Annotated in this window: 16 protein-coding genes; 11 read left to right on the top strand and 5 right to left on the bottom strand. The window is 43.1% G+C overall.

The annotated features are described in order from the left end of the window. Window positions 1-108: 108 nt before the first annotated feature. Both HCZ91_RS06635 and HCZ91_RS06630 read right to left on the bottom strand, forming a co-directional pair. A complete protein-coding gene (locus HCZ91_RS06635; protein WP_179798760.1) occupies window positions 109-420 on the bottom strand; it encodes a DUF1315 family protein in 312 nt (103 codons plus the stop codon). Between the two features lie 84 nt (window positions 421-504). Further along, complete coding sequence (locus HCZ91_RS06630) at window positions 505-1,509, bottom strand: NAD(+) kinase (protein ID WP_179798759.1); 1,005 nt, start codon at window positions 1,507-1,509, stop codon at window positions 505-507. 319 nt (window positions 1,510-1,828) lie between these two features. Here HCZ91_RS06630 and HCZ91_RS06625 point away from each other — a divergent pair, with 319 nt between their 5' ends. Beyond that, window positions 1,829-2,551 (top strand): Bax inhibitor-1/YccA family protein, encoded by a 723-nt coding sequence (locus tag HCZ91_RS06625; protein ID WP_057759239.1) that lies wholly within the window; start codon window positions 1,829-1,831, stop codon window positions 2,549-2,551. 119 nt (window positions 2,552-2,670) lie between these two features. On the opposite strand, the gene HCZ91_RS06620 is transcribed toward HCZ91_RS06625, so the two are convergent. Beyond that, the gene (locus tag HCZ91_RS06620) at window positions 2,671-5,469 is read right to left on the bottom strand and encodes a heavy metal translocating P-type ATPase (RefSeq protein ID WP_179798758.1); all 2,799 of its coding nucleotides are present in this window, start codon (window positions 5,467-5,469) and stop codon (window positions 2,671-2,673) included. A gap of 497 nt (window positions 5,470-5,966) precedes the next feature. On the opposite strand from HCZ91_RS06620, the gene mrcB reads away from it, so the two are divergent. The 6 genes from mrcB (at window position 5,967) to purH (ending at window position 14,100) form a co-directional block, all read left to right on the top strand. Further along, window positions 5,967-8,411 (top strand): penicillin-binding protein 1B, encoded by a 2,445-nt coding sequence (gene mrcB / locus HCZ91_RS06615; RefSeq protein ID WP_179798890.1) that lies wholly within the window; start codon window positions 5,967-5,969, stop codon window positions 8,409-8,411. A 114-nt stretch (window positions 8,412-8,525) separates the two neighbouring features. Then, window positions 8,526-9,338 carry a tetratricopeptide repeat protein gene (locus HCZ91_RS06610; protein WP_227526650.1) on the top strand — a complete coding sequence of 271 codons (813 nt, stop codon included), beginning with the start codon at window positions 8,526-8,528 and terminating at the stop codon, window positions 9,336-9,338. Window positions 9,339-9,473: 135 nt separating this feature from the next. Next, window positions 9,474-10,400 (top strand): 50S ribosomal protein L11 methyltransferase, encoded by a 927-nt coding sequence (prmA, locus tag HCZ91_RS06605; RefSeq protein WP_102094262.1) that lies wholly within the window; start codon window positions 9,474-9,476, stop codon window positions 10,398-10,400. Between the two features lie 172 nt (window positions 10,401-10,572). After that, entirely contained in the window at window positions 10,573-11,829 is a 1,257-nt protein-coding gene (locus HCZ91_RS06600) for a DUF3426 domain-containing protein (protein ID WP_179798757.1), read from the top strand. Window positions 11,830-12,007: 178 nt separating this feature from the next. After that, window positions 12,008-12,370 (top strand): DNA-binding transcriptional regulator Fis, encoded by a 363-nt coding sequence (gene fis, locus HCZ91_RS06595; RefSeq protein ID WP_179798756.1) that lies wholly within the window; start codon window positions 12,008-12,010, stop codon window positions 12,368-12,370. Window positions 12,371-12,519: 149 nt separating this feature from the next. Further along, window positions 12,520-14,100 (top strand): bifunctional phosphoribosylaminoimidazolecarboxamide formyltransferase/IMP cyclohydrolase, encoded by a 1,581-nt coding sequence (gene purH, locus HCZ91_RS06590; RefSeq protein ID WP_179798755.1) that lies wholly within the window; start codon window positions 12,520-12,522, stop codon window positions 14,098-14,100. 191 nt (window positions 14,101-14,291) lie between these two features. Here the strand turns inward: purH and HCZ91_RS06585 are convergent, their stop codons facing one another. Next, a complete protein-coding gene (locus HCZ91_RS06585) occupies window positions 14,292-16,166 on the bottom strand; it encodes a SurA N-terminal domain-containing protein (RefSeq protein WP_179798754.1) in 1,875 nt (624 codons plus the stop codon). Between the two features lie 351 nt (window positions 16,167-16,517). After that, window positions 16,518-16,790 carry an HU family DNA-binding protein gene (locus HCZ91_RS06580; protein ID WP_045445077.1) on the bottom strand — a complete coding sequence of 91 codons (273 nt, stop codon included), beginning with the start codon at window positions 16,788-16,790 and terminating at the stop codon, window positions 16,518-16,520. 524 nt (window positions 16,791-17,314) lie between these two features. Here HCZ91_RS06580 and HCZ91_RS06575 point away from each other — a divergent pair. The 4 genes from HCZ91_RS06575 (at window position 17,315) to iscU (ending at window position 20,654) form a co-directional block, all read left to right on the top strand. Next, window positions 17,315-17,959, top strand: coding sequence for a hypothetical protein (locus tag HCZ91_RS06575; protein WP_179798753.1), 645 nt, complete (start codon window positions 17,315-17,317; stop codon window positions 17,957-17,959). 395 nt (window positions 17,960-18,354) lie between these two features. Then, on the top strand, window positions 18,355-18,864 hold the full coding sequence (locus tag HCZ91_RS06570; RefSeq protein ID WP_165597994.1) for an Rrf2 family transcriptional regulator: 510 nt from the start codon (window positions 18,355-18,357) through the stop codon (window positions 18,862-18,864). Next, complete coding sequence (locus tag HCZ91_RS06565; protein ID WP_179798752.1) at window positions 18,861-20,087, top strand: IscS subfamily cysteine desulfurase; 1,227 nt, start codon at window positions 18,861-18,863, stop codon at window positions 20,085-20,087. The genes HCZ91_RS06570 and HCZ91_RS06565 overlap by 4 nt, the downstream gene beginning before the upstream one ends. Window positions 20,088-20,243: 156 nt before the next feature. Continuing rightward, a complete protein-coding gene (gene iscU, locus HCZ91_RS06560; RefSeq protein ID WP_057759218.1) occupies window positions 20,244-20,654 on the top strand; it encodes a Fe-S cluster assembly scaffold IscU in 411 nt (136 codons plus the stop codon). The last annotated feature ends 221 nt before the right edge of the window (window positions 20,655-20,875 follow it).

The raw sequence follows: 20,875 nt of genomic DNA, 5'->3' as shown, positions 1-20,875 counted from the left end.
CTATTTCTGATAATTTAATAATTGATAAAATAAAAAAAGCCACGCTATATAGCGTGGCTTTTTTATGATAATTGTCTTTATAACAACCATTATAGACTTCTTATAAACCTATTTATCACGAAACTTAACAGGCTGTACCGCACCTTTAGGATTTGGCATATTAGGGTAGTGATTCTCATGCTCGACATCACATTCAGCACCAACGACAGAGCCATCGTCTTTTACGGGTTTATGAATATAACCTGTACGCTCAGCTGGCGGCAGATGCTCATGCTCCCATACCATCACTGCTTGCATACAAGTCTCGCGCTGCTCAGCGGTAATCTTACGACCGTCAGGCCATTTACCTAGCTCAATTGCCATACGAAATTTATCAACCACTTCCGGTGTTAGACTGGCTAGTATTGTTTGTTTATCCATCTTGCCTACTCTCCACTACTATTTTTTCATCATATTTTTTTGATGGCTATTGGACGATTTGAAAACATGCTCTAATAGATACGCTTATTCATCGTCTATAATATCATCATCGACATCAAGACTGAATTCTTCGGCATGTACGTTCCAGTGCAGCTTTGTACGGCAGGCCTCATAAAAATCAAACCCAGGCGGGTGCAACAAGGTAAGCTTATCCGGATGCTTACGAATATGTAAGCGCTGCTCTTGCTCAAGTGGCACGCTTGGCTTACCATCCGCACTTACCATCGGCTGAGTACGATTGTCTTCGTGGATACGAATACAGACCTCACTGTTACCGCTGACCACAATCGGTCTGCTAGATAATGTATGGGGATGCATCGGCACCAGACAAATAGCGTCCATACTCGGATGAATGATTGGACCGCCGCCTGATAAGGCGTAAGCGGTAGAACCAGTTGGCGTTGCCGCTATCAAGCCATCACTATGCTGTCTATAAACGTCATGTCCATCAATTTTCATCTGAAAATCAATCATATGTACCGATTTACCAGCGTGCAGTACGATGTCATTCAGCGCCATATCTTCATGAATAATTTTGCGCCCTTCTCGTATCTCCATCGTCAATAAAAACCGATGATCCAGTTGATAGTCTCCCATCAATACTTGGCGTAACTTAAACGCAGCTTCATCAGGTTTGACATCTGCCAAAAACCCGAGACGACCACGGTTAACCCCTAATACTGGGACACGGTAGCGTGCCAATGCTTCGGCAGCATGCAATATCGACCCATCACCGCCAACAACAATAACCAAATCACAAATCTCACCAATCAAACCACGTTTGACGATTTTGACTCTTTCTATATCTGTGAGGTCAAGCGTTGGTAAATTGGCCGTTTGTACATCCATTATTAACGTCAAATTCATATCATTGACGGTTTGGGCAATCTGTACCAAGCTTTGAGTGACACTACGTTTACCAGCACGGCCCATTAGACCAATACGCCTAAAGGCGGGGTTTTTAATAGCGTGGAATAGCTCTGATTCATGTAAGTGTGGCAATCTTGCTGACTGCGCTGAGTTTTCCATAAAACGACTCGGTATAACGGTGAGGTACAAGGTAATGATAGCGATAAATGCGCGCTTAGACTAGCATGTTTATGAATTATCGTTGTTAACTGTCGTAACTGACCCCATATCAAAGCTATCGAATGTTTTACTTAGCCGAGTCTGTCTGTTCAGTTTTTCAATTAGCGTATTGAGCGATACAGTAGCCCGATGCGCTAGCCAATGAGCAGCCTGAGGTTGCACCGCAGCAGTTGTCACGTAAACACAGTTGACAATAATGGCGGTTTTGCTAAAGTAACTAACATTACTATTTTTATATTTTATTATTAAGGACTTATGTATGGCCAATCCTATTGTCAGTCGCGCAGAACTTGCGATCGGCGGTAATCCAATGACGGTCAAGGGCGTAATTCAAAAGACCAGCTTGTTACTTGGTTTATCAGCCATTACTGGTGTGGGCTTTTTCTTTTATGCGCTTATGGCAGGTTTATCGCAAGGTTTTATTACGATGGCAGCCTTTGGTAGCATGATTGCTGCGTTTGTTCTGGCTCTTTTTATTACCTTTAAGCCGCAAAAAGCCAAGACTTTGGCAGTGCCTTACGCCTTGTTAGAAGGTATCTTTTTGGGCGGCATCTCATTATTTTTCATGAGAATGTATCCAACAGTACCAGTCACTGCAATGTGTGCAACTTTCGTCACAGCTGCAGTTATGCTTGGTCTATATCGTTCAGGTCTAGTTAAGGTTACTGAAAAGTTCCGCTCTATCGTGACCTCAGCGGTTATTGCCATTATGCTTGTTTATGTAGCACAGTGGGTACTTTCTCTAGCGTTTGGTTCATCATTGCCGTTCCTATTTGAAGGTGGCGCTATCGCTATTGGCTTTAGCTTATTTGTCATCGTTATCGCTTCTTTCACCTTGCTATTAGATTTCGATAATATTGATCGCGGTGTTGCGATGGGTGTGTCTGAAGATTACGAATGGTTGTTCAGTATTGGTATTCTTGCAACCCTCGTCTGGATGTATATCGAATTTATGCGTCTGCTAAGCTATCTACAAGACTAATTGTAAGAGTAACCTAACAGTATCTCTGTATAGAAAAAACCGCCTTCCATTTGATGCAAGGCGGTTTTTTTATGGGCAAACTTTACAGACCTGTTTACATTAAATGCTTTTTAAAGAGACTAAGCACGTTTTAGACGCAATGCATTTAATACAACAAACAATGAGCTGAGCGACATACCAATTGCAGCGAGCCATGGTGGCACATAGCCTAAAGCCGCTGGTATCAGGACGATACTGTTGTAAGCGAGCGCCCAACGGAAATTTTGCTTGATAATACGTTCCGTCTTATCAGAGATGCGTTTAGCCGCAGTGATGGCCTCGATCTGTCCATTTAAGATAATACTATCACTAGATACTTGTGCTAAGTCTGCCGCACCTGCAATCGAGGTCGACACATCTGCTGCGGCTAGCACTGGTGCATCGTTGATACCATCACCTACCATCAATACCACAGCACCATTAGCTTGCAACTGCTGGATATGATTGACCTTATCAGTTGGTGATAGTCCATTGTATGCTGCTTGCATTCCCAAGTTCTCAGCCATGACTAGCGCTTGCGGGCTTGGATCACCTGTCAACATAACAGACTCGATACCTAGTCCTTTGAGCGTATTGAGCATCGACTGCGCACTATCACGTACCTTGTCATTGAAATAAAAGCATGCCAGCGCCTGCCATCCGTTATCATCAGTGTTCTGACAAGATAACAGCACTGCTGAGCTGGCTCGTTGCGCTACTAGATCGATGGTTAAATCATTACTAGCATCTATATCATTGACGCTATTATCTGTTTTATCTAACGCAAAGTCTTTATGACCGATTCGATATACAGTGCCATCAATCATTGCTTCTACACCGCCTGCTGGATAATGCTGTACGGCTTGCGTCGATGGCAGGTGTAACTGATAGGCCGCCGTCAGTAACGCGTGGGCAATTGGATGACGACTCCCTACTTCTAGTGCAGCTGCAATGGCCAGCAGCGTATCTTTTTGCGCTGTTAATGATAAATCGTCAATTTCGGTCTGGCTTTTTGGTCTTATTAACTCGATATTTAATAAATTTGGTTTGCCATAAGTCAGCGTGCCTGTCTTATCAAAAGCGACATGCGTGATTTCAGCTAGCGTTTGTAGTGTATGTCCACGCGTCGTCAAAAAACCATAACTCGCCAGACGATTGGTTGAGACGGTCAAGGCAATCGGCGTCGCCAATGACAATGCACAAGGACAAGTAGCCACTAAGACTGCCACGGTTGCCCAAATCGCTTGGCTTGGGTCAACAATATACCAGCCGACAAATACTAAGACGGATAACACCAAAATGCGCGCCACAAACCAACGTGCTAGCTTATCTGCTTGCTGCGCCAATTTGGGTTTTTCGCTCATGGCACGATTCATCAATCGATCAATTAAACCTATCTGACTATCTTTTGGCAATGCAGTGACTAGCATTTCAAACGGCTGGCTATCGTTTTGTGCACCGCCGACAATATAATCACCTTGGGATTTGATGATTAAATCACCTTCGCCCGTCAGTAGACTTTGTGACACCGTTGCAGTAGAACTTAGCAAAATACCATCACTGATAATCTCAGAGCCCGCCTCAACCAAAATAATATCACCCACTTGCAGACTGTGAGCGGTGACCATTTGCTTCGACTCTATATCGCCTTCGGGTTGTGATAGCGCACTCTGTTGGTTGCGTGACTGCTGCCAATCTTGAGCGATACGCGATGTGATCTGATGAACATTGGCATCCATACGCTGCATAAAATGAGGCATAACTTCAGCCGCTACACTCGAACCCTTTTGAGCATTATCTTCGATAGCTTCATCTTGTTGAGACGTATTTTCTTTCAGCTGCTGTAAAATATGCTCAGCTGCTGATTTGTCTTCAGCGACTTTTTGTACTAATACCGGCTCAACTACGACCAAATCATTAGCCATAGTCGCAGCTTTTAGACGTGCGTTATGCTCGATATAACGCCCTGCCAACAAAAAGAAAATAAACATGCTGACCGAGTCATAGTATGTCTCCCCTTGCCCAGTGATAGTGGCGTAGAGACTGGCAAAGAAAGTAATAATCAACGCAAGACTGACGGGCACATCCATATTGACTTGGCGCGCACGAATCGCTGACCATGCTGAAGTGAAAAACGGAATACCAGCATAGAAAAATACAGGCGTGCTCACAAATAAAGATACCCAACGCAAAAAGTCACGCTGGAATATCAACATGTCGCTATACTCGCCAAAATAAAGCGCAACGGCATACATCATCGCCTGCATTGAACCTAACGCTGCGATACCCAGACGCAATAACATCTGACTGTTATGACGCGCCAACATGGCTTCGTGGGTATCTTGGCGATAAGGCTTGGCTTCGTAGCCGATTTCGTTGATGACCGCTAAAATACGACTGATAGGTAATTTGTTTTCATCCCAAATGACCCGCATACGCTGGTTGGTCAAATTTACCTGACATTTACCAATACCCTCTAGCTCATCGAGACGTGATTCAATCAGCCAAGTACAGGCAGCACAGCGTAAGTTATTAACAGACAGCTCTGCTACTGACATGCCATCTTGCGCATAAACGAACTGCGATTTTATCTCGTCATGATCATAGACTTCGAGGCGCGTCAGCTGAGTTGGCAAACTTGCCGTACGGTTAATCTCTGAACGGTCAAGATAGTATTGCTCAAGACCAGCCTCTACAATGCTTTGGGCAGCTAACTGACAGCCCATACAACACATCTCTCGTGACTGACCTAATATCTCAGCATAAAAGGGTGGCTGAGGTACGGGGTCGCCGCAGTGGAAACAGTGATCAGCCAGCGGGAGCACTAAGCCTTCGATGATAGAAGTGTCTTCATAAGAATGATTAGTAGCAGATGATACTGATGATGGGATACTAGACATAGTCGCGCTTACTTCCTTTGACAGGCTTGCTTAAAATGCATTCATTTAAAGCAAACTTGCTCGTATTAACTGTACTGTACGTCATGCAATAGAGCCGTTTTTAATCACATAAATATCACTACCGCTAGTAGCATAGTATTAATAACAAACGGCTAATAGCAAACAATTAGCAACAGCGAATTCATACAAAATACATCGTGAGGGCAATCGTAAATTGTTATCTTATATGGCGTTTATCTACCAGATTGAAAGTGACTGATGCTTTCTTACAAGTATCGGTATTTTAATAGGGATTATACTATAAGCCATTGCTATGAGCAGTACCATCGCTCATGGCCTACGACCAATAAATGCCCGCGTTGACGATGATAGATTGAAAAATTTATCAATTTGCGTCATTATGAGGCAGTTTTTTATCCAAAAATGGTGCGACATCCGTGCAAAAACCTAATTACAAGTTACCAAATACCAAGTTATCAGCGTCATCTAAGTCTGCTATGCGCACGCTACCCTCGCAGCAGCGCGGCTTGGTCTTTAGTAGTCTGCTATTAATTACCATCATCGCAGGCATGGTGCTGTTGGCGCTATATTTGATCAAACTTGATCGCACCATTACTCATAAGTTTGAGGGCAAGCGCTGGGACATTCCAGCCAAAGTGTATTCGCAGCCGCTTGAGCTGTATCAAGGCGCCAATGTCGATAGAGATACAATGAAGACATGGCTAGAGTTGCTTAATTATCAAAGCAACAAGGCTTATGACCGCACAGGTACTTATCATCGGACTGGCAATACTTACTTTATTCACACGCGCGGCTTTACGTATAGCGCCAATGACAAAGATGCCGAGCAAGTCATTAAGATGACGATTTCTGGCAATAAAGTAGAATCTATCCAGAGTACCCTACCTGCCAAAAGCGGTATCATTCGTCTAGAGCCTGTTAATATCGGTGGTATCTATCCCGACAGTAATGAAGATCGGATGGTTGTGTCTTTGGACGAAGTGCCTCAGCCGTTAATTGATGCCCTTATCGCCACCGAAGATCGCGCGTTTTATGAGCATAAAGGGGTATCGGTACGTGGTATCGCCCGTGCCGTAATTAATAACTTTACTGGTGGGGCCAGACAAGGTGGCTCGACCATTACCCAGCAGCTGATTAAAAACTTTTACCTCAATTCAGATCGTACCATCAAACGCAAAGCCAATGAAGCATTGATGGCCGTGCTACTTGAGATGCATTACAGCAAAGATGAAATTTTACAGACCTATTTGAACGAGATTTATTTAGGTCAAAATGGCAATCGCTCTATTAATGGTTTTGGTTTGGCATCACAGTTTTATTTTGACAAACCACTTAATGAGCTGCGCTTAGATCAGCAAGCGATGCTGGTTGGTATGGCAAAAGGCCCAAGTATCTATAACCCACGTCGTAACCCAAACGACTCAAAAGCACGCCGTGATGTGGTGCTTAACAACATGCTGACCATGGGCACATTGAGCCAAGAAGACTACGACAAAGCCTTAAAGCAACCGCTTGGCATCGTGGATAAGCCTGCTGAAGGCAAAAGCCAGTTCCCTGATTTCTTAGATATTGTCAAACGTGAACTAAATACCGTTTACTATTCTGACGACCTCAAAAACGAAGGTCTGATTATTATCAGTACTCTAGACCCTATCGCTCAATTGGCCGCAGATAAAGCCGTTGATAGAAAACTTGGTGAACTGCGCCGTAATAGTAGCAAAACTAAGGATTTACAAGGCGCGTTAGTGAGTGCCAATCCTGAGACTGGCGAGCTAGTATCTGTCGTAGGTAGTGGTAGTGAATTTACAGGGTTTAACCGCGCGGTCGACGCCAAACGCCAAGTTGGCTCACTGCTGAAGCCTATCATTTATATGACTGCGCTTGAGAGCGGTCGTTATAACTTAGCCAGTTCAGTAGATGATTCCCCTATTACGGTCAATCTAAACGACGGTACTGACTGGAACCCTAAAAACTATGACAATCGTGATCATGGCTATGTACCATTTACCACGGCATTGTCTCAATCATATAACCAAGCGGCAGTACGCTTAGGTATGGAGTTCGGCGTTAATACCTTTGCTAAGCAATTACAGCGCATGGGCATCAAAGAAAAAATTCCACCTTACCCATCAGCATTACTAGGCTCAGTTAATTTGAGTCCAATGGATATGCTTGGCATTTATCAAGTCTTTGCCACTGGTGGCTTCCGTACGCCTATTCATAGTATCCGTACGGTCATTGATGATCGCGGCCGTATTTTACAGCGTACTGGGCTTAACACTCAGCGTAGCATTCCACCTGAAACCAACTTTTTGACCAACTATGCATTACAGCAAGTCGTCTCAAATGGTACGGCTAGACGTGCGCAATCGCTCGGCAGTAATTTAAACCTAGCCGGAAAAACGGGCACAACAAATGACTACCGTGATGCTTGGTTTGCAGGCTATAGTGGCAACTATGTGAGTGTCGTTTGGGTTGGTCGTGATGATAATAAACCGATTGGCTTGAGTGGTGGTACTGGCGCCTTACCAGTTTGGGTAGATTATATGAAACGCCTAAAACTGACTCCGGTTGCTCTACCAGAGCCAGAAGGTATCGAGTGGTTATGGCTAGAGAACAATTCAGGCAAACTGTCTAATGAGCGCTGTGCGAACGCTCGCTACCTACCAGTAATGTCAGCTCACCTACCAGAAGAAGCCAGCAGTTGTGCGCTAAGCCTGTATCAGCAAGATCGCGCTCGTGAACAGATACAGTTCCAAAATCAGCAAGGTGATATCAATCAACAACGTCGCCGCGAAGGTTTAGAAATTCCAAATGGTGAAGCTGTTGAATCTGAGGGTGCAGAAGGTAGCAGCGAGCAAAGTGAAGGTGATGACAACCGTGCTGATACTTGGTATGACCGCGCTGTTGAATGGTTCTAGCTGTTGAATGGTTCTAGCTGTTGAATGGTTCTAGCTGTTGAATGGTTCTAGCTGTTGAATGGTTCTAATAGTGTTTTTGATATTTAGCTCTTAATATTTAAAAAAGGTTTTAACATGATGGTGTCATCTTTACGGACAACTACTTCAGTAAAACAAACCATAGTGCTATGGCGCAATAAAATTACGTCAAGCAATACCTTACTTGCAGGCAGTGCGATCGTTGGCATGCTAAGCCTAAGTGCCTGTCAAACAGCACCTAGCACGTCGACTACAGTGCAAACCACGCCTGTTCAAACATTACCAACGTCACAACCGACTGTGCCATCAACGACAACTGCTCGGGCGCCTATCACGGAAGCAAATGATCAAAGCAACTATCCAACCGAGCCTTACGATGCAGTTGAACAGTCCGAAACCCCAAATCCGTTAACGCAAGAGACACCTGTATTTACACCTCCTGCACCAGACGTGATTCAGCCTGACCCTGTTATCATTGCGCCTTCTCGTAACGACTATATAATCTCTGAGCCATCGGTACCGTCGCATAATGAGCTACTAGAGCACGCTAGAAGAAACTCGCAGCAACGTACTCAACAATCTGCCAGCAACAATAGTAATCTGCCTGCGTTTCGCAATTTGATGCAAGTAGGCATCAGTCAATTGAAAGCGGGCAATCTAACCAATGCCGAGAGCAGCTTTACCCGTGCGCAGCGTTTAGCGCCCAAATCATCGGCGGTATACTTCTATTTGGCACAAGTAGCATTAAAAAAAAACCAACCTCGTAAGGCAGAAGCGATGGCACGTCGTGGTCTTAGTGTCTCTCAAGATAGCAATCGTAGACGAGCACTATGGCAAGTTATATTGCAATCAGGACAAGCTCAGGGTAACTCACGCGTGGTCAATGAAGCAAAACAAGCATTGCGCTAATAACCGAGTATTTGTACCTCTTAGATTTATTAGTTAAAACATCTATATACATTATTCATTTCATTGTATGTAGACTTATCTAGGGCAGCCCCCTAACACCTACACTTATTTTTATTTCCGCTTAAGGTTATCTTTATGGCATGGCAACAACTGCATTTACAATGCGAAAAATCAAACGTCGACTTGGCTGAAGCGCTTTTGTTAGAAGCAGGCGCATTATCAATAGCTTTAGACGATGCTGGCGATCAACCTTTGTTTGAGCCACTTCCAGGTGAATCGCCGCTTTGGGATGAGGTGATACTAACAGGATTGTTTGATGCGACTACTGATGCAGGTAGTCGTCAAGCGGTTGAGCAATTAAGTCATGAAATTGCTGCACAAGTACAGGCTACTCGTATCTGGCTAACGGCTGTTGATGATAAAGACTGGGAGCGCGAATGGATGAGCAACTATCATCCTATCGAATGTGCTAATGACCTATGGATTGTGCCTGACTGGCTAACACCGCCTAACCCTGAAGCCACCAATATCATTATGGACCCAGGCTTGGCATTTGGTACTGGCTATCATGCTACGACTCGCCTGTGCCTAGACTGGCTAACAGAGCAAGACCTAACAGACAAAGTGGTTATCGATTATGGTTGTGGCTCAGGTATTCTAGGGATTGCTGCTTTGCTATTGGGTGCACGTCAGGTATATGCAGTCGATATTGACCCGCAGGCGGTACTTGCTACCAATCAGAATGCAGTACGCAACAATGTAGGCGAACGTTTACAGGCATTTCTACCAGAAGAATTTACAGAGTACTGCTCGCAACATGATGTGTTGCCTGTAGAAGTGATTGTTGCCAATATTTTAGCAAAGCCGCTTATTGGTTTAGCACCTTACTTTGCAACACTGGTTGCGCCAAAGGGCCGTATCGTTTTGGCAGGTTTGATTGAGTCGCAAACCGAGCAAGTCACTGAAGCTTATCAGCCATATTTTGCACTGGATCCGAAGCATGCTTTTACTGCGCAAGAAGACCAACACTGGCAGCGTTTATCAGGTACATTTACCAGCTAGCAACATTTAATTACATCTGTTACGATAGAGGGCAGTCAAATATTATGTATTTGACGCCACTCTGTCTTTGCCCATAATTCATCGAAATTGAAAAAGTACAATGAGTATTGTGGGCAGCTATTGGTGAGTGGCTAAGCGGTATTGATAACCATACTTTTTTGGATTCGCCTCTATGACCACGCCAATAAAAACCCAATGCCCCCATTGCCAAGCTTGCTATAGTGTTAAACAAACTCAACTAAATCAAGTCAATGCTACCATCAGCTGTGATCGGTGCCAGCAAAGTTTTTTGGTCAATAAACATCTTGTGGTAAATTCTGAGGTCATTCAAAAACCAACACCACAAAAAAATATTCCTGCTCAACAAAAAGCTCAAACTCAACCAATTTCGAACGAGCAAAAAACGTCTACTAATAGTAATCAGCATAAACCTCAAAATGTGCCAAATCGCCCTACATCTTCAATCAGTAAGAAAAAATCATCTGATACTTTGATTCATGACGACTTAATTTATGACGATATGGATATAGACGAGCCAGAAGAAGACGTTCAAGAGTATGACTCTTTAGATAATATGGATGCATGGTTAACCCAAGCCAGTAATACCAGTCCTAGCGCAGCAACCACAGAAAAACCAAAAGCGCCCTCTTCTAAAGAAACTATCAAAACCTCTAATCCATCAACAAAGAAACCGTCTACTAGTACAGCATCAGCATCAACACAGAACATGCTCAGCTCGGCAGCGGCCAATGATATTCATGCCAATGTTGAGAGTAGTGATAACAATTCATGGCTACAAAAACTATTAGAAGAACAAAATCAAGACGAAGAAACACCGCCAGATGACACAGACTTATCACAGCTTCTATCTGATATGGGAGTACCCGTTAAAGATGAAGACCCTGCTGCCGACGATCGTTTAAGAAAAACCCAGTTACCGTTTGCACCAACCCAAACGACACGTTCAATTGCATCATTGTTATGGGTACTAGGTTGTTTGGTCCTAGCACTGCTACTCGCGGCACAGTATGTTATTTTTAACTTAGAAAATTTAGTCAAAAACCCAGCTTATGCTCAGCGTCTCCAATCGATATGCTCTGTCGCTGCCTGCAGCTTGCCCAGTGCAGACTTATCAGCGCTTACCATCAACAATACCTTTCATAGAAGCAGTCAGATTAAAACTGCTGGTACATTTAGCGATATAGGCGCTACTCTAAGTAATGGCAGCCCGCAATCACAACTATACCCAAATGTAAAAATAAGTGTTTATGGTAAAGACGGGCTTATTGGAGAGTCCATTGCAGATCCAAACGATTATTTATTAGGAAAGCAAAGTCAGTTAGCTGCCAATACAGATAGACAGCTATTATTTACTATCCCTGTCGCTAATGCGCAAATTCGCGACATTACTATGACCGCTCTTTATTAAATTAGAGTGTTATATATAAATAAGTCTGAGTAGAAAACACGCTGTAAATTCATTTTCAATTAAACCGTGATAGCTAAGATAACGATGAATCTATCAGCGCTAGGCGATATTAATTTGATATACTATGGTTCTGACCCCTTACAATCAGAATTTTTCTTCATCTCAAGGATATTATTTTATGGCACCTCATGCACAGCATAATGCCAATCATTTTGCTAAAAGCTCTGAGCACCCTGCCGATTATAATAAAGACGAATACCAACCACCTACGCAGGGCTTTGATTTTGCTAGTCAACACTATACAAGTAGTGCGCAGCAACCTCTACGAGTTCATGTAGAGCGTGTGGTACGTCAGTACTTTGCGATGTTAGGAGATGAGATGCCCACTGATTTATATGAGCTGATTTTGAAGCAAGTCGAAGAGCCTCTCTTATCTGTCGTCCTAGAAAAAACCAGAGGCAACCAAACCAAATGTGCTCAGATATTAGGACTAAATCGAGGCACTTTGCGCAAAAAAATGAAGACCTATGATTTAATGTAGCATTGTTATATGAGCTTACCCATCATCATTGACTATCATTATGTATGGCAATCAAACGTTCGTCGCTTTATCTATCATGATACGGCATACCGTTGTCATCATCACCTTGCCAGACGTTTACGTCAGGCTTTTTTTATGGAAAATTTCTTATGAGTACAACCCCACTTGCCCTACTATCGGTCTCCGATAAGTCTAATATCGTCGAGTTTGCTCAAGGCCTTCTCAAAGCAGGTTTTGGTTTATTATCTACTGGCGGTACTTATCGTCTGCTCACAGAAAACAATGTCGCCGTGACTGAAGTATCAGATTACACAGGCTTTCCTGAAATGATGGATGGCCGTGTTAAAACGCTACATCCTAAGATTCACGGTGGCATTCTAGGACGCCGCGGTACAGATGATGCAGTTATGAGCGATCATTCGATCGAACGTATCGACTTAGTCGTCGTGAACTTATATCCGTTTGCTGAAACGATTGCACGTGCTGACGTAACTATGAACGACGCTATCGAAAACATCGATATTGGTGGCCCTACCATGGTACGTTCAGCGGCGAAAAACCACGCTCATGTAGGTATCGTAACTGATCCAGCTGATTATGACCGTGTACTTAGCGCCTTAGATGGTGGCACCGAACTGACAACTGCTTTGCGTTATGATTTGGCAGTAAAGGCGTTTGAGCATACGGCACAGTACGACGGTATGATTGCAAACTTCTTAGGTAGCCGTGTCAACGAAACTCAAGAACCAGAAAACTTCCCGCGTACATTCAATGTACAGCTTGAAAAAGCACAAGACCTACGCTATGGCGAAAACCCGCATCAAAACGCGGCTTTCTATACTGAAAACCAGCCTTTGAAAAGCAAACAAGCTTCAATCGCAACGGCTAAGCAGTTACAAGGCAAAGCGCTATCTTATAACAACATCGCTGATACCGATGCTGCGCTTGAGTGCGTTAAAGCTTTCAGCGCGCCTGCTTGCGTTATCGTTAAGCATGCCAACCCTTGCGGTGTCGCGGTTGATAATGACCAAGTAGCGGCTTATCGTACTGCTTTTAGCACCGATCCTGAATCGTCTTTCGGCGGTATCATCGCATTCAACCGTCCGTTGACGCTTGCTGCTGCAAAAGCCATTATCGACAATCAGTTCGTAGAAGTAATCATTGCACCTAGTATCGAAGACGGTGTACTTGAAGCGACAGCCACTAAGAAAAACGTACGTGTCTTGGTATGCGGCGAGCTACCAGCACCAGATCAGCGCAATATCCAACTTGACTATAAGCGTGTCAACGGTGGCCTACTGGTACAAGAGCAAGATCTAGGCTTAATCACGGCTAACGACCTAAAAATCGTCACTGATGTACAACCAACTGAAGCGCAAGTGGCAGATCTACTGTTCAGCTGGAACGTGGCAAAATACGTCAAATCTAATGCCATTGTCTACGCAAAAGGCCAACGTACTATCGGTGTTGGCGCAGGCCAAATGAGCCGCGTTAACTCAGCACGTATTGCTGCTATCAAAGCAGAACATGCTGGACTAGCAACTGAAGGTGCTGTTATGGCATCAGATGCGTTCTTCCCTTTCCGTGATGGCATCGACAATGCTGCTGAAGTAGGTATCTCTGCTATCATTCAGCCAGGTGGCTCTATGCGTGATGACGAGACCATTGCTGCTGCTAATGAGCATGGTATTGCGATGGTATTTACTGGCATGCGCCATTTCCGCCATTAAACAATCACCTATTAATTTAAGACTGGGATTAGTCACAGCAATTGTATTTATTACTGCGACTAATTTTCAGTCTATATAATATTTGTGATAATTATCGTTAAAGTATCACTCAAAAAAAGCCACTGTATCAATCGATACAGTGGCTTTTTTACGTCTAAAAATAAGAATAAGAATAATAATCTAACAAATACTTAGCGTCCTTGCGCATTTGCCATGTTGCTTTCATTAATCTCAACCGTATACACCATACGTAGATAGTCCAAATAGTCTTGCAACTGGTCTTGGCCTAAATTGTCACGGATAATACTGGCTGTTTGCGCTCTTTGCATATCAGACAGTGGTGACTGCTGCTCAGTTTTAATACGGTCTCCAACCAGTAGCGTTGCACCCATCTCAGTCTCACTAACAATCGCAACGACACCATTATCAGCGGCTTGCTGACTAAATGCCAATCCACGCTCTTTGTCCGTTAGCTGCGTCGTTTGACGGTTAATCTCACCCAGTGCTTGGAAGCTTACCGACTGCTTACTAATATCAGCTGGCGTCTTGATACCAGCAGCCAATGCTTTAGCGTCTTTTAAAGCTAATGCTGTCGCTTTCTGCTGACGAAGTATTTGAGTGATTCTTGGGGTTGCATTTGCTAGAGCAAGCGTCTTAGTAGGACGATAATTGCTTGGCTGTAGCCATACGGTACCGTTACCAACTTCTACGCCCGCCGTTACCGCTTGATCTTGAATAGTAAACTCATCAAAGGCCTGTTTAACGACTGCTGGTTGCGGCAGTGCAGACTTGTTATTCACTTTACGATAATCTTTGATACGCTTTAAACTGACGTTTTCTTGCTGTGCAATATCTTCGATACTGAAACCATCTGCCGCCAAATCATTGATTGACGTTACTTTATCAGCATAGATTTCCTGACGTTTATACTCTTTTGCTTTCGCAGTCAGCTCATCACGCATACTGTCTAGGCTTGGAATTTTTTTGCCATTGTCTTCAGTAACCGTAAATATCTGATAACCAAAGCTAGTCTTGATAGGCGCAGTCACATCACCAACGCTCAACCCTTCTAGTGCCTCTTGTACAGTATCTGCATCACTTCCAAACACTGACGGATTAAAGCGTCCGATATCACCACCTGTTTCACCTGATGGATCGTCCGACTCTGCTTTAGCAAGCGCAGCAAACGCTTCACCTTTATTCAGACGTGCTTTCACTTTATCGGCTCTTGTCTTGGCATCTTTACCAGTAAACAGAATCTGACTGACTTTACGCTCATCAGTAGCCGAAATGCTCTGCTTATATGCTTCATACTGCTGCTGCAACTCTTCTGTGGTTACCTCATCAACCTTGATAGCTTGCGGGCTGAGCTGGATATACGCCAAGTCAACCATCGCTGCACTTTTCAATGTGTCTTTGTTGGCATCATAATAGGATTGAATGTCTGCTTTGCTAAGCTTAACTTTGTCAGCATAATCTTGCCAATTAAAGCGATGTACCCAAACGTTGCGCGACTCAAGTTGCAAGTCAATCAATTGACTGACCGCTTGCATAGGATAAACGGCCGTACCAACGATACTGGCATTTAATTGATCCAAGCTTAACTGATTGCGAAATTCTGCAAATAGCTGGTTTTTGGTCATGCCGCGCTGACGCAAGAAGTTTGAGAACTGATCGTTTGAAAAGTTACCCTCTGCATCTTGGAATATTTCTTCTTGACGCAGCAGACGATTGATCGTGTCGTCAGACACTGTCATACCAAGCTTGCCTGCTTGCTGCTCTAACAACGTACGGTCGATTAGACCCTTTAACACTTGCTCATGAAGCACATCTTCATTCAATAGGCTGGCATCTTCAACTTGCTCTAGTACTTCAGAACGACGGCTATTAACAGCAGTTTGATACTCGGACAGTCCTACGCTTGCCTCACCTACCTGCGCAATCTGGTTGGGATCGACGTTGCCGCCAAAATAGCTTTCGACACCCAAGAGAGCGAGCGGCGATAGGCATAAAATCAATAAAATGCGACCTGGCCAGCTTTTTAAGAAATCGCGCAATTTATCCATAGTTATCTCTGCTTTATTAACCTATATTGATGAAAAACCATTGTAATACTGTTAGGAGCTGTTAAGTGCAACCTGCCAATATCAGTGCTATCTAAGCTCGCAATGGTAAGAGTAAGAGCGTATGCATTTTATAGTAAAAAACGAAATTTACTAAAGAAATCTGACTTAAATGACACACCTATCGCGCGCCCTATGATACGTGATTTTTCATGCAGACTCAAAATATTCACGACGCATGATACAAACTATAGCGATAAAAAAAGCACCTAAATATTAGGTGCTCTCTTCGATGGTTAGCTTATTACCTCAGCTATGGACCACCGACTATCATTTTATGCTTAAAAAATCGGCTTAGTTCAAGCGCTCTTTTAAGTTTTTACCAGCTTTGAAGCTTGGTACTTTGCTTGCTGGAATGCTTAGCTCTTCGCCAGTCTTAGGGTTGCGACCAGTGCGTGCTTTGCGATCTTTTACACTGAAAGTGCCAAAGCCAACTAATGAAATGCTATCGCCAGCTTCTAGCGCTTCGCCAACACTTTCCATAACAGCGTTTAGTGCATCACCAGCTTGGGTTTTATTTAGACCACTTTTGTCTGCGATGCTATCAATTAATTCTGACTTATTCATAAAATTTCCTTCAAGTTTAAGGGGGTAATAAATGCTCACGCCAAGTATTGTAACGCTCTCATGGTGCTTACGCAATAAAAACTACCTAACTGGCGCATTAACAGGTTCTTCTTTGTTATCGTCTTTATATCAAGGCAGCATAAGGAGCGCAAGCGATTTTACATATTTTTGTGCTCTACACTACGTGTTTGACACCTAATGTTACGCAAAGCGTTAGGAATTTATATATAAGTGGCTCTGTATAACTGAGACGATTGGCTTTCCTATTTTCTACGCTTTGAAAGATTTGTCAATTGCCGTCTGTGCATTGCTATACATTAAGTTTGTATATTACTGGTCATAAATAAGAGTGTCTTTATTGACGGCTAAATTGTAATGTAATAGTTTAGCCACTACAGAAACTAGCGTTACTTTTTATTATAAAGACGTTACTATAAGCAAAATATCACTGCAAGTTTTGGGCAAATACAGACTTCTGTTTGCTCAATATCTAAAACTTGCTAAATAAAAAACGGATTACTTACATGAAGCGTTCTACGTTGTCTCACTCTTTTCTTAATATCATTTTAGTATTTATCGAGTCGGCGCTGACATTATTGTTACGTTTGGATCCTGAATTGCGTAAGGCCGCTTATCCGCTTGCCAAGCAAGGCACTGTAGTAGCACTTCGCCTGTATTTACCACATGTAGAAGTATTTGCCACCTTTAGTACCAAGGGCGTGTTACTAGATGCCCAGCTGCCGATTGGTCGTAGTGAGCCTGACGTGGTTATCAATGCCTACAGCATTCAAGTTATCAACGCCATCACCACTCATGATAGCGAAACCACCGAAAAGCTACAGATGCGCGGTGAGTCGATTCAAGTACAACTGGTCAAACAGTTTATTATGCAACTTGGGCTTGGCAGCTTGATTCAGGGGCTGATCAAAAAGATAAAGGGTGGTAAGACTAAAACCAAACCTACCGAAGCTGACTTGGAAGAAAAAAAGAACAACTACAAACTTCGTATTAAAGAACAGCAAACACAGATTAATACCTTGACCATTAAAAACCGTGAACTTGAAACAACCGTGAGAGAGCTTCAGAGCAAGCAAAAAATGTTGATGATTGTCAGTGTTGTCGCCCTCGTCATTATGATCGGTTCAGTTATCGCACTATTGATGAATTAGTTTTGGTTCGCTGAATTACTTATAAATAAGCGTTCAATGTCTTCTACAGATATTGAACGCTTATTTTTTACTTAATCAAATATATCTGTACCAAATAAATTAAGCTGCTTATATCTCACTCATATCTCTCTTCTAAACATCATTGTTTTTATCAATTACAGCAATAAGCTTGATTAACCATTGAACCACACTTTAATCTTGACTAAATTACTCGGGATTAAGTATAATTACCTTAATCGTTGCACACATCGGGTTAATCATCTGTTGTTCAATAACGATAAGACAAAACTTAGCTGACGTATGATTGGTTGCTCTTTTTATCTTATGAGTACTTATTAAGACTTTTGGCTAAGATCGTTGTTAAACATAAATGACATCAAGTTTGGAGATAACACATGCGTTTGACTACTCGGGGCAGATACGCTGTTACCGCATTATTAGATTTGGCATTACAGACCAGCCAACAAGACAGTGCTGTATCATTATCCGATATCGCCAAACGGCAATCGATTTCAATCTCGTATCTTGAACAGTTATTTTCTAAGCTTCGTAAACGCGGCCTTGTCACGAGTATTCGCGGTGCTGCAGGTGGTTACCACCTAGCTAAACCATTGAATGAGATAGATGTGATGAGCATCATATCTGCGGTTGATGAGTCAGTAAACGCGATGCAGTGTGAAGGACGCGGTGACTGTCAAGGTGGTACAATGTGCCTAACTCACGATCTGTGGTGTGCACTGTCGAATCATATCGAACAGTACTTGAAAAATATAACATTAGCGCAATTATTAGATATGGAAAACGTGCAGTCAGTCTCAGAGCGTCAGCACATCTCTACAAAAGATATTTCCATAAAAGACATTAATACTATTACTCTATCGAACAGCGAGGCAAACCCAGCATGAGCCAACATAACAACCTTATATACTTAGATTATGCCGCCACTACCCCAGTTGCTAAATCAGTAGCTGCTAAAATGAGCGAGTATTTGACTGTAGATGGTGTCTTTGGTAACCCAGCTTCACGTTCACATGGTTACGGCTGGCAAGCGGAAGAAGCAGTAGAAACTGCTCGCGGTCAAGTTGCTGAAGTTATCAACGCTGATCCACGCGAAATCGTCTTTACTTCTGGTGCGACTGAGTCTGACAACCTAGCCATTAAAGGTGCGGCACATTTTTATCAGTCTCGTGGCAAACATATCATTACCAGTAAAATTGAGCACAAAGCTGTATTAGATACCTGCCGTGAGCTTGAGCAAGAAGGTTTTGAGATTACGTATCTTGAGCCACAGCCAAGCACAGGTCTTATCCTGCCAGAGCAAGTAAAAGAAGCACTGCGTGATGATACGATTTTAGTATCACTTATGATGGTGAACAATGAGCTTGGTACTATTACTGATGTTGCAGCGATTGGTGAAATCACTCGCGAAGCTGGCGTAGTTTTCCATGTTGATGGCGCTCAGTCTGTTGGCAAAGTAAAAATCAATCTTGAAGAAATGAAAATTGATTTGATGAGCTTCTCAGGTCATAAAGCATACGGCCCTAAAGGTATCGGCGCATTGTTTGTTCGTCGTAAGCCACGTATTCGCTTGAAAGCTGAACAACACGGCGGTGGTCATGAGCGCGGTATGCGTTCAGGTACACTACCAACGCATCAGATCGTTGGTCTAGGCGCCGCATTTGCTTTGGCTAATGAAAGCTATGAAGCTGACCATGCACATGCAGCCAAACTACGTCGAAAACTTTGGGATGGTCTACAAGATATCGAAGAGATTTACTTAAATGGTGATCTTGAGAATAGCGTACCAAACATTGTAAACATCAGCTTTAACTTCGTTGAAGGCGAGTCATTGATGATGTCACTTAAAGACTTAGCGGTATCATCAGGTTCAGCCTGTACCTCAGCGACGCTTGAGCCATCGTATGTACTACGAGCTATTGGTCGTCCAGATGAATTGGCACATAGCTCAATCCGCTTTAGCTTCGGCCGTTATACTACTGAAGAAGATATCGATACCGTTATCAAACAGATGCATGAAGCTGTTGATAAACTACGTGCTCTATCACCACTTTGGGATATGTACCAAGAAGGTGTTGATCTAAACTCAGTCGAGTGGGCTGAGCATTAATTTCTAATATAGATTTTTAGTATAGCTAGCAATATATATATTTATTAAACAATTGATCAGACAATTAAATTAAGCGTTTGACCCCAATTATCGATGAGTAGTGAGACATTTAAAGTCGATAAACGACTACTCATCATCTAACTAGGAGAAAACCCCATGGCCTATAGTGACCAAGTTATTGATCATTACGAAAACCCACGCAACGTTGGTAATCTTGATAAAAACGCCAAGAACGTTGGTACCGGTATGGTCGGTGCCCCAGCATGTGGCGATGTAATGCGTCTACAAATCCAAGTCGACGATAATGGCATTATCGAAGATGCACGTTTCAAGACTTATGGCTGCGGTTCAGCGATTGCTTCAAGCTCGCTTGTTACTGAGTGGCTAAAAGGCAAAAGCTTGGATCAAGCTGGCGAAATCAAAAACAACGATATCGCTCAAGAGCTAGCATTACCACCAGTAAAAGTGCATTGCTCTGTACTTGCAGAAGACGCTATTAAAGCCGCTATTAGCGACTATAAAGGTAAGCATGGCGTAGCAGCTCCAGCAGAAGAAGCTGCGATCTAAGTTAAGCTAGGCTAAGCCTGCTAGCGTATGCGCTACGTTGTACTAGCAACGCTAAAGTAGCAATGTGTAATCGCTACTGACGCTAAAGAGGTGACAATGACACTTATGTAATTGTCACCTTTTGTTTTCTAATAGTCGCAAGCCTATTGTTTTGGCAATCTTGTAATTCTGGTTGTCAGTTTATCTAGATTTTTTTATTGATATTTATGATTAATAGTCAA

The sequence above is a fragment of the Psychrobacter sp. BI730 genome (genome assembly GCF_013414195.1).
Classification (GTDB): Bacteria; Pseudomonadota; Gammaproteobacteria; order Pseudomonadales; family Moraxellaceae; genus Psychrobacter.
Note: the sequence above shows the minus strand (reverse complement) of the source record. Positions and strands in the feature narration are given on the sequence as shown.